The sequence below is a fragment of the Streptomyces sp. NPDC044106 genome, assembly GCF_056433985.1.
The window spans coordinates 1-12,630 of record NZ_JBWKFZ010000014.1; the positions used below are offsets into that span (position 1 = coordinate 1).

At 72.4% G+C, this 12,630-nt stretch carries 12 protein-coding genes; 6 read left to right on the forward strand and 6 right to left on the reverse strand.

The genetic code is table 11. The features are described from left to right. On the forward strand, positions 1-726 hold a 726-nt coding region (locus tag AC07DI_RS25305; protein WP_478906213.1), incomplete at its 5' end, for a (Fe-S)-binding protein. A 124-nt stretch (positions 727-850) separates the two neighbouring features. On the opposite strand, the gene AC07DI_RS25310 is transcribed toward AC07DI_RS25305, so the two are convergent. The 6 genes from AC07DI_RS25310 to AC07DI_RS25335 are packed head-to-tail and all read right to left on the reverse strand — an operon-like array spanning position 851 to position 6,894. Further along, positions 851-1,996, reverse strand: a complete 1,146-nt coding sequence (locus AC07DI_RS25310; protein WP_384252431.1) for a 2Fe-2S iron-sulfur cluster-binding protein — start codon at positions 1,994-1,996, stop codon at positions 851-853. 29 nt (positions 1,997-2,025) lie between these two features. Then, positions 2,026-2,529, reverse strand: coding sequence for a 1,2-phenylacetyl-CoA epoxidase subunit PaaD (paaD, locus tag AC07DI_RS25315; protein ID WP_384252433.1), 504 nt, complete (start codon positions 2,527-2,529; stop codon positions 2,026-2,028). Then, positions 2,523-3,347 carry a 1,2-phenylacetyl-CoA epoxidase subunit PaaC gene (gene paaC, locus AC07DI_RS25320; protein ID WP_384252436.1) on the reverse strand — a complete coding sequence of 275 codons (825 nt, stop codon included), beginning with the start codon at positions 3,345-3,347 and terminating at the stop codon, positions 2,523-2,525. Before paaC ends, paaD begins: the two co-directional genes overlap by 7 nt. Next, positions 3,337-3,642, reverse strand: coding sequence for a 1,2-phenylacetyl-CoA epoxidase subunit PaaB (gene paaB / locus AC07DI_RS25325; protein ID WP_478906214.1), 306 nt, complete (start codon positions 3,640-3,642; stop codon positions 3,337-3,339). The genes paaC and paaB overlap by 11 nt, the downstream gene beginning before the upstream one ends. Next, the gene (gene paaA / locus AC07DI_RS25330; RefSeq protein ID WP_384252440.1) at positions 3,642-4,670 is read right to left on the reverse strand and encodes a 1,2-phenylacetyl-CoA epoxidase subunit PaaA; all 1,029 of its coding nucleotides are present in this window, start codon (positions 4,668-4,670) and stop codon (positions 3,642-3,644) included. Before paaA ends, paaB begins: the two co-directional genes overlap by 1 nt. Position 4,671: 1 nt before the next feature. Continuing rightward, positions 4,672-6,894 carry an MMPL family transporter gene (locus AC07DI_RS25335; RefSeq protein WP_478906215.1) on the reverse strand — a complete coding sequence of 741 codons (2,223 nt, stop codon included), beginning with the start codon at positions 6,892-6,894 and terminating at the stop codon, positions 4,672-4,674. 349 nt (positions 6,895-7,243) lie between these two features. On the opposite strand from AC07DI_RS25335, the gene AC07DI_RS25340 reads away from it, so the two are divergent. From AC07DI_RS25340 to AC07DI_RS25360, 5 genes are read left to right on the forward strand one after another with little or no spacing between them, the layout of a single operon-like run. Further along, positions 7,244-8,308, forward strand: coding sequence for a hypothetical protein (locus tag AC07DI_RS25340; RefSeq protein WP_478906216.1), 1,065 nt, complete (start codon positions 7,244-7,246; stop codon positions 8,306-8,308). Further along, positions 8,305-8,547: an acyl carrier protein gene (locus AC07DI_RS25345; RefSeq protein WP_384252447.1), complete on the forward strand. Its 243-nt coding sequence runs from the start codon at positions 8,305-8,307 to the stop codon at positions 8,545-8,547. Before AC07DI_RS25340 ends, AC07DI_RS25345 begins: the two co-directional genes overlap by 4 nt. After that, positions 8,547-10,118, forward strand: coding sequence for a class I adenylate-forming enzyme family protein (locus AC07DI_RS25350; RefSeq protein WP_478906217.1), 1,572 nt, complete (start codon positions 8,547-8,549; stop codon positions 10,116-10,118). Before AC07DI_RS25345 ends, AC07DI_RS25350 begins: the two co-directional genes overlap by 1 nt. Before the next feature lie 20 nt (positions 10,119-10,138). After that, on the forward strand, positions 10,139-11,380 hold the full coding sequence (locus AC07DI_RS25355) for an alpha/beta fold hydrolase (RefSeq protein ID WP_478906218.1): 1,242 nt from the start codon (positions 10,139-10,141) through the stop codon (positions 11,378-11,380). After that, entirely contained in the window at positions 11,377-12,594 is a 1,218-nt protein-coding gene (locus AC07DI_RS25360; RefSeq protein WP_384252454.1) for an SDR family oxidoreductase, read from the forward strand. Before AC07DI_RS25355 ends, AC07DI_RS25360 begins: the two co-directional genes overlap by 4 nt. The last annotated feature ends 36 nt before the right edge of the window (positions 12,595-12,630 follow it).

Here is a 12,630-nt window from a genome sequence, read left to right on the forward strand (position 1 = left end):
ACCGGCGACTCCGCCCGCCGCCTGGGCAACGAACCCCTCTTCCAGCAACTCGGCCAGGAAAACGTCATGTCACTGAACATGGCGTTCGGCGAGGAGCTCGACGACGACGGCAAGGCCACCCCGGAATCCGCCAAGCCGAAGTCGGCGAAGAAGATCGTGGCGACCTGCCCGCACTGCCTCAACACGCTCGGCAACGAGTACCCGCAGCTGGGCGGTGACTACGAGGTCATCCACCACACCCAGCTCCTCCAGCACCTCATCGACGAGGGCAAGCTCATCCCGGTGACACCGGTCGAGGGCCTGATCACCTACCACGACCCCTGCTACCTGGGCCGCCACAACAAGATCTACACCCCGCCCCGCGAGATCATGACCGCCGTCCCCGGCCTGCGCCAGCAGGAAATGCACCGCCACAAGGAACGCGGCTTCTGCTGCGGCGCCGGCGGCGCCCGCATGTGGATGGAAGAACGCATCGGCAAGCGCATCAACAACGAACGCGTGGACGAGGCCCTCAGCCTCAACCCCGACATCGTCTCCACCGCCTGCCCGTTCTGCCTCGTCATGCTCACCGACTCCGTCAACGGCAAGAAGAACGACGGCCAGGCCAAGGAATCCGTCCAAGTCGTCGACGTCGCACAACTCCTCCTCGACTCCGTGAAGACACCGACCGACCCGGCGAGTGAGCCGGACGCCGAAGAGGCCACGGAGCCCGAACCCGCCAAGTAGCGGCACGTCGGACGCACCGACGCGAGAGAGGGCCGGAACCGCGACATGCGGTTCCGGCCCTCTTCGTCTGTGTCCGGACGTCTGTGTCCGGACGTCTGTGTCCGGCCCAGTGCCTGTGGCCCGGCTACGCGTCGAAGTCCAGCCGTACGTGGGCCGAGGCCGGACGCGCCTGGCACGGCAGCGTGTAGCCGGCGTCCTCTTCCTCCTGGGTGAGCGCGTAGCGCCGGGCCAGGACGACCTTGCCGTCGACCACCCGCGCGCGGCACGAGCCGCACAGGCCGTCGCGGCACGAGTACGGGGTCTCCGGCCGGTGCCGCAGGACCGCCGCGAGCAGGGAGGGGTCCTGCGGGGTCATCTCGGCCTCGGTGCTGCGGCCGTGCAGCGTGGCCGTGATCCGGGCCCCGCCGTCGCCCGCGGCCGTGCCCCGGCGGTCCGTCCGGGCGTCGCGCGCGTCCGGCTCCGTCGTGAACAGTTCCCGGCGTACGCGGGACGGGTCGGCGCCCAGCTCCCGCAGGACGTGCTCCACCGATTCCACCAGGCCCCACGGGCCACAGAGGTAGAAGTGCGTGCGGGCGTCGTGCGGCCCCGCGCCGAGACCGGCCAGCAGGCGCGGCAGCTTCGCGGCGTCGATCCGGCCCGACAGCACCTCGGACTCGCGCTCCTCCCCGGACAGCACGTGCAGCACGAAGAACCGGCTGGTGTAGCGGTCCTTGAGGTCCGCCACCTCCTCGGCGAGGAGGATCGAGCGCGCCGTGCGGTTGGCGTGGACGAGCGAGACCTTGCACCCCGGGTCGTCGCGCAGCGCGGCGGTCGCCATGCTCAGCAGCGGGGTGATGCCGCTGCCCCCGCCGATCAGCACGTGGTGCGCGCCGGGCCGGTCCGCGAGCGTGAAACTGCCCTTCGGCGGGCCTGCTTCGAGGGTGTCGCCCGCGCTGAGCCGCGTGACGGCGTACTCGCCGAAGCCGCCGGGGCCCAGCTGTTTGACGACGATGCGCAACGTCCCGGGTGGCGCGGAGACGGGCGGCCCGCAGATCGAGTAGCTGCGCCGGATCTCCGCGCCCTCACCCCCGTCCGCGCCCGCGAGCCGGTGGCGTACCGCGATGTGCTGGCCGGGGCGGTGGGCGAAGGTGGCGGCCAGTTCGCCGGGGACCCCGAGCGTGACGGCCACGGCCGTGTCGGTGAGCCGGTCCACCCGGCGCACCGGCAGCGCGTGGAAGCCGGGTCCGGCCGGGGCCGGGCCGGGCGGGTCGGGGCTCTGCGTTCGCTCCATGAGGGTACGGACAGCTCCGTCTCGTGGTGTCATATCGCCTTCATGTGGCCGAAGGTCTCCCGGCAGGAGAGGCAGACCAGCACGGACTGGCAGCGCGTCGCCCCGAAGGGGCTCTGCGGCCGGGTGGCCGTCGAGCCGCAGTGCGGGCAGCCCACGCCGGTGCCGAGCCGCAGGTGGAGCGGCGCGGTCCGGCTGCCCGGTGGTGAGATGCCGTTCTCGGCGAGCTTGCGGCGGCCGTCCGCGGTGATCCAGTCGGTGGTCCAGGCGGGCGCGAGGACGGTCCGCACCCGCCCGTCCGGATGCCCGCAGCGGGCGAGTTCGGCCCGGATGTCCGCCACGATGGTGTCCATGGCGGGGCAGCCGGTGTAGGTGGGCGTGACGGTGACCTCCACGGTCCCGTCGGGGCCCGCCGTCACCTGGCGCACCACCCCCAGTTCCCCGAGGGTGATCAACGGCAGCTCGGGGTCGGCCACCGCGCCGACCCGTTCTCGGACCCGCTCGGGGGACAACCGCTCGCGTACCGCCGTCACCACGTGCCCCCGGGGTACTGCCGGTGCACCGCCTGGAGTTCGGCGACCAGCGGCCCGAACCCCTCGGTGTGCAGGCCGTCCCGGCCGCCGCGGGCATGCCAGTTCGGCACGGGCAGGGTCAGCCCGGCCTTCTCCAGCACACCGCCGACGGCCGCGTCCCACGGGGCCCGCAGGCCCGCCGGGTCCACGGCGACACCGTCCGCCACGAGCCGTGCGGTCACCGGGTCCGAGGCGAACAGCTCGGCGGTGTACGGCCAGACCTGTTCGAGCCCCGCCTGCATCCGGCGGTGGCTCTCCTCCGTTCCGGTGCCGAGCCGGACCGTCCACTGCTCGGCGTGCGTGCAGTGGTACGCGGACTCCTGGACCGCCTTTCCGGCGAACGCGGCGAGTGCCGGGTCCGCGGAGTCGGTGAGCGCGGTGTACAGGAGCCTGGTGTGGTGCGTGAGGCAGAGCTGACGCGCGAGGGTGAGCGCGTAGTCCCCGTTGGGGATCTCGGCGAGCAGGACGTTGCGGAACTGCCGCTCGGTGCGGGTGAACGCGAGGGTGTCCTCGTCGCCGTGGCCGGTCAGCTCGGCGGAGTACGCGAGCAGGGTGCGGGCGTGGCCCAGGAGGTCGAGGGCGATGTTCGACAGCGCCAGGTCCTCCTCGATGGAGGGCGCCCTGGTCACCCAGGCGGAGATCCGCTGGCAGAGGATCAGGGCGTCGTCGCCCAGGGCGAGGGCGTACCGCGCGGTGTCGTCCTCCAGCGCGGCGGTGTCCCGCGGCGCGATGGTGTCCCGCGGCGCGGACGGGGCGGGCGCGGTCACGGTCTCAGTGCCCATGGTCGCTGCCGCCCGCCGGCGCCGCGTACTGCTCGGAGAGCCGGTACGGCTTGCCCGTGCCGCTGCTGAACAGCGGCTCCTTCTCGTCCGGCGCGGTGGCGCGGATGTCCGAGGAGCGGACCACCCAGATCGACGACGGTTCCCCGCGCCGCGTGTACAGGTCGCGCGCGTTGGCCATCGCCAGGTCGGCGTCGGCGCCGAGTACCGAGCCGACGTGCTGGTGGCCCAGGCCGCGGCGGGTTCTGACGAAGACCTCCCAGGGCGTCTCGGCCCTCGTGGTCGGGTACGTACTCATCACGGTGTCCCTCTGCTCTGGTCGGCGGCCGGTGCGCTCGCACGGGCCGCCTCGTGTGCCTCGTCCCGGGCGGCGGCCGCGAGCGCGGCCTCCCGTACCCAGGCCCCGTCCTCGTGCGCGGCGACCCGGTGCGCGAGGCGCTGCCGCGCGCACTGGGAGTCGTCCGCGAGCACCTCGCGGTACTGGTCCCAGCTGACGGGCGTGAAGTCGTGGTGGCCGCGTTCGGGGTTCCAGGCGATGGCCGGGTCGGGCAGGCTCAGGCCGAGCTCCTCGGCCTGGGGCACGCAGATGTCGACGAACCGCTGGCGCAGCTCGTCATTGGGGTGCCGCTTGATGCCCCAGGCGATGGCCCGCGCGGTGTGCTTCGCCCCGAAGGCAGCCGCGCGGTCCTTGCTGGCCGGGGTGTCCGGCGGCCCGAACATCAGCGCTACGGCCGGCAGCCACCAGCGGTTCACCGCGTCCTGCGCCATCTGCCGCTGCTCGGGCGTGCCCTGGCACAGCGCGCGCAGGGAGTCGAAGCCCTGGCGTACGTGGAAGGTCTCCTCCTGGCAGATGCGCAGCATGGCGCGGGCGTACGGGCCGTACGACGTGCGGCACAGCGGCACCTGGTTGATGACGGCGGCGCCGTCGGTGAGCCAGGCGATGGCCCCGGTGTCCGCCCAGGTGAGCGCCGGGTGGTTGAACGTGCCCGCGTAGCGCTGGCGGCCGCTGTGCAGGGCGTCGAGCAGTTCGCCGCGGCTGACGCCGAGGGTCTGCGCCGCCGCGTAGAGGTAGAGCCCGTGCCCCGCCTCGTCCTGCACCTTCGCGAGGAGTACGGCCTTGCGGCGCAGCGAGGGCGCGCGGGCGATCCAGGCGCCCTCGGGCTGCATGCCGATGATCTCCGAGTGGGCGTGCTGGCCGATCTGCCGTACGAGCATGCGCCGGTAGCCGTCGGGCATCCAGTCGTGCGGCTCGACCCGTTCGTCGTTGCGGAGCAGTTCGTCGAAGCGCTCCTGAAGGCGCTCGGGGAGCGCGGTGTCAGCGGTCAAGTCAGGCCTCCCGTCCGGTGCCTGCGGGCTCGCGTCCGGCGACCGCCGCCGGGGGCGCGGCGGGCTCGTCCCGCTCCTGGAGTCCGCTGAGGAAGCGCGTGTGGAAGCGGCGCAGCGGACCGGGCGCCCACCAGTTGGCCTTGCCGAACAGTGCCATCAGCGACGGCACGAGCAGGGCGCGTACGAGGGTGGCGTCGATGATCACCGAGACGGCCGTGCCGAAGCCGAGCTGCTTGATGAAGATCAGCCGGGACAGTATGAGGGCGCCCATCGGGATGCAGAAGAGCACCGCGGCCAGCGTGACCGTGCGGCCGACCTTCTCCAGGCCGCCCGCGATGGCCTCACGGTCCGGGAGCCCCTGGTCGACGCCTTCCTTGATGCGGGAGAACAGGAAGACGGTGTAGTCGGTGGACATCGCGAGGGCCACGGCGAGCAGGATGATGAGCATCGTCGGCTGGAGCGCGTCCTGGCCGGTGAAGTCGAAGGCGCCCGCCAAGTGCCCGTCCTGGAAGGCGAGGACGAGCAGGCCGAGGGTGCCCGCGAGGGTGAGCAGGTTGGTGATGACCGCCTTCAGCGGGAGCACCACCGAGCCGGTCATCGCGAAGAGGATGAGCAGCGTGGTGAGCGACATCAGGATGATGCTCAGCGGCAGGTGGTCGCCGAGGCTGCTCATCATCGCGTCGTAGAGCGCGGTGTTGCCGGTGGACACCGTCGGGTACGGGGCGTCGACGGCCTTGACCGCGTCCAGGGTGTCCTGGGCCTCCAGCGACAACGGCGCGTCCTTGAGCGCCAGTTGGGTCTCCCACATGCCGTCGCCGATCGGGCGGGGCGCGGTCACGGCGGCGACGCCGTCGAGTTCCGAGAGCTGCTCGCGGTAGTCGGCCAGCTTGGCCCCCGCGTCCTTCGGCGCCTCGGAGATGAGGTGGACCGGCGACTGGAGCGAGCCGGGGAAGTCCTTCTCCAGCGTCGCGTACACCCGGCCCGCGTCGGAGTCGGCGGGCATCGAGGCGGAGTCGATGCCGGTGAACTTGGTGCCGAAGGCGGGCAGCGCGAGGACCACGAGCACCGCGCTCGCGGCCACCGCGGCACTCACCGGGCGGCGCATCACGCCGTGCGAGAAGCGGTACCAGCGGCCGCCGGACTCGTTGCCCGCGCTCAGCTCCTGGGAGCGCTGCCAGCTCTTGGGCGCCCACTTGTTGATGCGCCCGCCGAGCGCGGTGAGCAGCGCGGGAAGGCCGAGCAGCGCGAAGATCAGCGCACCGAGGGAGGTGGCGATGCCTGCGATGCCCATCGTGTAGAGGAAGCGCTGCGGGAAGACGAGCAGCGAGGCCAGCGCCACGGCGACGGTCAGGCCGCTGAACAGGACGGTGCGGCCGGCCGTGCGCATGGTCCTGCCGACGGCGTCGCGGGTGTCGTGGCCCGCCCGAAGCTCCTCGCGGAAGCGGGAGATGATCAGCAGGCTGAAGTCGATGGACAGGCCGATGCCGAGCGCCATCACGAGGTTGAGGGCGAAGATCGAGAGGTCGAGCACGGTCATCACCGCGCCGAGCACGCCGAGCGCCACGGCGATGGCGACGAGGGCGCCGCCGAGCGGGATCAGCGCCGCGATCACGCCGCGGAAGATGAAGAGCAGCAGGATCAGCAGGATCGGGAAGGCCAGTGCCTCGGCCTTCCCGAGGTCCTCGCTGGAGATCGCGCTGGCCTCGACGTTGGACGCGGTCGGGCCGCCGAGGGTGACGCTGTCGCGCAGCTGCTTGTCCGCGTCGAGGGCGTCCTGGGTGGCGGTGACGGCCTTGGTGACGGCGTCGCCCGGCGCGAAGCCCTTCACGGAGGCGACGAAGTACGTGCTCCGGTGGTCCTCGCGCACCATCGCGGGGTTCTTGGCGGAGACGAAGTCCGCGACGTCCGTGACCTCGGGGCGCTTCTTGATCAGGTCGATCGCGCGCCGCAGCCGCTCCGGGCGCTCGGCGGACCGGGGGTCCACGGGCTTGTCGAGATCGACGAGGACGACGTAGCCCTGTTCGAGGCTGGCGCCGGTGGCCTTCTCCACGTCGCCGAGGACCTTGACCGCGGCCGACCCGGAGTCGTCGTAGTCGTCCACGCCCATGGTCATGGACTTCATCTGGGATCCGCCGGCCGCCAGACAGACGAGCGCGAGAAGTCCGACCGTCCAGAGCAGACGCCGCGGTCCCCTCTCCAGCAGGTGCAACAGCCTTTCGAACACTTCTCAAACTCCCTTTCGCGGAGGGGGGCGTGACAGGGCTGAGGGCGGGACACCCCCGTCGGTGATGAGGTCGCGGAACGGCCGTGCAATCCACGGCGGGGCTATGGGGTACGCCACACCGTCTTTTCCGGCCGGCGAGGGATAGCCGGGGCGGTGCGGCGGACTCTTCTGTGGTGCGTGCCGCTTCGGCGCGCAGGCCCTGTGCCCGTTTGCGGGCCACTTCCTTACGTACCGCTTCCGCATCGCCCGAGCGCCCCACCGCTCCCGTACCGCTTCCGTACCGCCCGAGCGCCCCGCCGCGCGCTCGTGGCCCTCGCTCGCCCCGCCTGCCAGGAAGGACCGCGCCACCATGTCTTCTGACGTCCGCGCACGCGCCGCCGCGCCGCCCCCCGAGGGGGACGACGGCGCGGATCCCGCGCTGCGGCCCTGGCTCTCGGCGCTGCGCGAACTGGTGCCGATGCCGGAGCGGTTCCGGGAGCTGCGGGTGGGGCGGGACGAGGCGCGTGCCCTGCTCGGCTGCGACGACGCGCTCCTCGACCGGCTCGCGGCGGGCGGCCTCGCCCACGCGGGGTCCGGCGCCGGCCTCCGCTTCGACTACCACGACCTGGCCAACACGGCCCTCTACTCCGGCGCCGTGAGCAGCGTCCCGCTGGCCGGGCAGCGGATGATGCTCCGGTTCGCCTCTGGCGCCCCCGAGACCTGGACCCCGCCACGCCACTGGACGCTGGACTGGCGGCTGCGCTGCCGCGAACCCCGCTGCCCGGGTGGCGGCTGGCGGATCGCGCTGCCCACGCCCGAGGTCTTCGGCGGCAGCGTCGACGCGCTGGAGTGCGAGCAGCCCGCCGTGCGCGAGGGCGGCGAACTCGTCGTCGAGAACGCCGCGGCACTGCGCCTGACCGGCCGGGTCACCACCTCCGGCCGGCGCGCCCCGCTGCTCTCGGCGACCGCCAGGCGCCACTTCGACACGCTGGTAAGCGTGTTGCGCGACGGGCCCTACCGCTTCCAGTGGATGCATCCGGCTCTGCGCACCGACCCGGCCGAGACCGAGCGGCTCGGGATCATGGACTGCACGGTCTGCTCCCTGGAGCTCCGGCGCCGGGCGGAGGCGGACGGGCTCACCGCCCGTACCCGCCGCGGCCGCTACCTGGGGGTGCTCGACGCCGAGCACGCCTGGTGCGAAGTCCTTGACGAGGACGGCGTGTTCAAGCCCGTCGACCCGGTCTTCGCCGTCCTCTCCGAGCGGCACAGACCGCCCCACGAGGAGTTCTCCGATTTCTGCGCCGGCTCCGTCCCGAGCCGGTTCCTGCCCTGGTCCGTGCCGGCCGGTGAACCGCTGGCCGTGCACGACTGCCCCGTCGGCGACGGGTCCTGGGACAACACCTTCAGCGGCACCACAGCGAAAGGCAACGCATGAGCACCGTACGGGAGATGCTCGTCGAACTGACCGGCCTGACGGAGTTCGGCGGCGAGATCACGGACGACGCCAACCTCAGCGCGAGCGGCGTCGACTCCGGCGACCTGGTCCGCCTGGTCCTGCTCATCGAGGAGCGCACCGGCGTGGAGGTCACCGCGGAGGACATGGACGACCTGTCCTCCATCGCCGACTACGAGCGCATGATCGCCGCGCGCCGCCCGGCAGCGGGAGCCGCCTGATGTGGCTCGGCCAGGTCCTGCACCGCAACCGGCAGTGCTTCGGGGACCGCACGGCGCTGATCGACGCCGAACGCTCGGTGACCTGGACCGAGTTGGATGAGCGCACGGCGAGGCTCGCGCGCGCTCTCGCGGCGCGCGGCGTCTCCAAGGGCGACCGGGTCGCCGTCCTCTCGCTCGACCGCGTCGAGGTCATCGAGTCGTACTTCGCGCTGGCCAGGCTCGGCGCCCTCTTCGTACCGCTGAACCACAGCCTCACGGCGACCGAGGTCACCGGCATGGTGCGGCGCACCGGCGTCAGCGTGATCCTCGGCGAGGCCGCGCTCCTCGACCGCCACCCCGGGCTGCCGGTGCGGATGCGCCTCGCGGTGGACGGCCCGGAGTACGCGGAGCTGACCGCTCCGCAGGCCGGGGACGCCGCGGACGCCGATGACGCCGCCCCGGACGACGGGGACCTCTTCCGGTTCCCGCACGTGGCCGACAGCGACCTCGCCGCGATCCTGCACACCTCGGCCACCACGGGCCGGGCCAAGGGCGTCACCGTCGACCACGGTTCGTTCCGCGGCATCTCGCTCGGCTGGCTCGCCGTGGCGGCGCCGTCCGACGACATGGTGCTGGTCAACTGCTGCCCGCTCTACCACGGCAGCATGACCGTCATCCTGACCTACCTGGCGGCGGGCGCCACCGTCGTACTGCTGCCGGGCTTCACGCCGCAGCGGGCGCTCGCGGCGATGGAACGCCACCGTGCCACGCACGTCTGGCTCGTCCCGCAGATGCTCCGCTTCCTGCTGCAGAGCAAGGGCATGGCGAGCGCCGACCTCGGCTCCCTGCGCGAGGTGATGTACGGGGCGGCGCCGATGCCCGTCGAGGTGCACGCCGAGGCCGCCGAGCGGCTCGACTGCGGCTTCCGGCAGGTGTACGGCATGACCGAGGTGGGCGGCCCGTTCGCCACGCTCGGCCCGGCCGACCACCTCGCCGCCACCACCGACGCGCCGCTGCCCGCGGGACGGGTCATCCCCGGCATGTCGGTACGCGTACTCGACGAGGCCGGCGAGGAACTGCCGGTCGGCACCGTCGGCGAGATCACCGTGCGCGGCCCCGGCCTGATGCGCGGCTACTGGAACAATTCGGCCGCCACCGAGGAGATCACCGTCGACGGGTGGATCCGCACCGGCGACCTCGGCCGCGTCGACGGGAGCGGACTCATCCACCTCGTCGACCGGCGCAAGGACCTGATCCTGCGCGCCGGGCAGAACGTGTACCCCGCCGAGATCGAACGCGCGCTGCTCACGCACCCGCTGGTGCGCGACGCGGCCGTGGTCGGCGTCCCGGACGCGGACTACGGCGAGGTCCCGAAGGCGTACATCGTGACCGGCCCCGCCGGGGCGGGCGACAGCGCCCCGGACGACGGCACCGCGCCGGACGACACCGCACCGCCCGTCACCCGGGCCGAGCTGACGGCCCACCTCGCCGAGCGCCTCGCGCCGTACAAGCGCCCCCGGCATCTGGAGTTCATCGACCACGTGCCGCGCAGCCCCGCGGGCAAGATCCTCAAGCGGCTGCTGCGCGCCTGAGCCGGAAGGAAGGCAAGGCCATGACCAGCGCACCTACGCTCGACCTGCGCTACACCGCGGAGCGCACGCTCCGCGTCTCGGACGACACCGAGCTCTACTACGAGATCCAGGGGGACGAGGGCCCGCACCTCACCCTGGTGAACAACTTCTTCATCATCGCCCCGATGTGGCGCAACTTCACCGCCGAGCTGGCCAAGCGGAACCGGGTCCTCACCTACGACCTGCGCAACCAGGGCGCCTCGTCGGTCTCCCCGGACATGACCTGGGACGACCACGTCGAGGACCTGCGGGTGCTGCTCGACGGTCTCGGCATCGAGCGCACCCATCTGCTCGGTACCTCCGCCTCCGGCTTCATCTGCCGGGACTTCGCGGCCCGTTACCCCGAGCGCGTGGACGGCCTCATCCTCACCGGCCCGTCCTGCACGCCCTCGGACGGCATCCGGCGCAGGGCCACCGAGCGCGCCTGCATCAACTCCCTCGAACTGGGCGGGACGCAGGCCCTCTGGGACCACCTGTACTCGGTCGTCTTCAGCGAGGCGGCGATGCGCGAGATGGGCGCCACCGGCTACCTCGGACTGCGCTCGGCGTTCACGGCCATCCACCCGCCGGACCCGATGCTCACCAACCTCAAGTGCGCCACGCAGGTCACCGACGGGCCCGAACTCCTCGCCGCCATCAAGCAGCCGACGCTGCTGCTGCTCGGCGACAAGGACGACATGTGGAACGAGGCGCTCGGGGCGGAGGCCGGGCGGCTCATCGAGGACTCCGAGGTCGAGTGGATGCACGACGTCGGCCACCTCCCGTACATGGAGGACGGCGACGGTTTCCAGGCCCGCGTCCAGCGCTTCCTCGACTCGCTGGCGGCCCGCGAGGCGGCCGTCGCCCCGCAGACCGGTGACGAGCGGGTTCCGGACACCGCCGGTGGCGCGGCCGAATCGCCCGGTGCGGCGGCCACCGCGCCGGCCACCGTCCCCGAGGGCGGCGACGCGCTGCTCGCCGTGCTCTGCACACTGCTGCGCGAGGTCGTCGCCGACCGGGCCGACCTGCCCGCGACGGGCCTCGCCGAGACCCCGCTGAACAGCATCGGCCTGGAGTCCTGGGCGTTCACCCTGCTCCTCGGCCGGATCGAGGAGCGGCTGGCCGTCGAGTGGGACATGGACGTCCCGCCGGAGGTCTTCGAAAGCCTCGCCTCCATCGCGGCCCACCTGCGCGCCCACCACAGCCCCACCCTGCCCGACACCTCCCAGGAGTCCGCACAGTGACCGCCACCACGACTTCCGTCACGCCCGTCACACCCGCCGTACACGTCATCACCGGGGCGACCGGGTTCGTCGGCGGCGCCTTCGCGCTGGAACTGCTCCAGCAGACCTCCGACCACCTGGTGTGCCTGGTGCGCGGCGCCGACGACGAGGCCGCGACCCGCCGCCTGCACGACGCCCTCGGCCACGCGGCCGAGATGTACGACGTCCCCGGCCTGCTGCCCGCGATCCTTGAGCGCACCCGCGCGATAGCCGGGGACATCACGGACGAGGCGCTGCCCGGCTCCGCCGACCGGTTCCTGGCCGCCGCGGGAGGCACCGCGCCCGGCACGTTCTGGCACGTCGCCGCCTCCCTCAAGTACGAGGACCGGCACGCCGACGAGATCAATCTGATGAACGTCACCGGCACGCGCAACGTGCTGGCGCTCGCCAAGGCCCTCGGCGAGCCGGTGTTCAACCACGTCAGCACCGCGTACGTGGCGGGCAGGCGCACCGGCCTGATGCACGAGGAGTTCCCCGGCGACACCGAGTCGGCCAACAACGTCTACGAGGCCACCAAGACCATCGGCGAGCAGGAGGTCGCGGGCTCCGGCCTGCCGTGGCGCGTGCTGCGCCCCTCCATCGTCATCGGCCACTCCGGCACCGGCGCCGCCACCAGCTTCACCGGCATGTACGGCTTCGTCTCGTCCGCGCTGCGCTTCCGCCGCGCCGTGGAGAAGGAGTTCGGCAACCTGCTCCAGCACCGGCGGGTGCCGATCATCGCCGACCCGGACATCGAGTGCGACCTCGTCCCCGTCGACCTGGTGGCGAGGAACGCCGTCGCCATCGGCCGCGAGGGCGCGCTGAGCACCGTCTACCACCTCAACAACGGCGGCTCTCCGACGGTCGGCGAGGTCATCGAGGAGGTCTTCGCCCTCGCCGGACTGCGCGAGCCCCGCTTCGTCTCCAACCGGGGCCTGCTCACCGCGATCGACCTGAAGCTCGACGAGGGCATCCAGTTCTACGCCTCGTACATGATCAACGGAAAGCGCTTCGACCAGACGAACACCGAGTCCGTCTGCGGCGTCGGCGCCCAGCGCTTCGACCTGGACCGCGCGGAGGTGCGCCGCTTCGTGCAGTGGTACCTGGACCGCATCGAGGCCGACGGCCGCAGCTCGGCGCCGGCCCGTGCCGCCTTCGCCTTCAAGCCCACGCGCCGACTGGCCACCACGGGCTGAGCCACTGATCACCGACCGCGCCGACGGTGTCCCCCA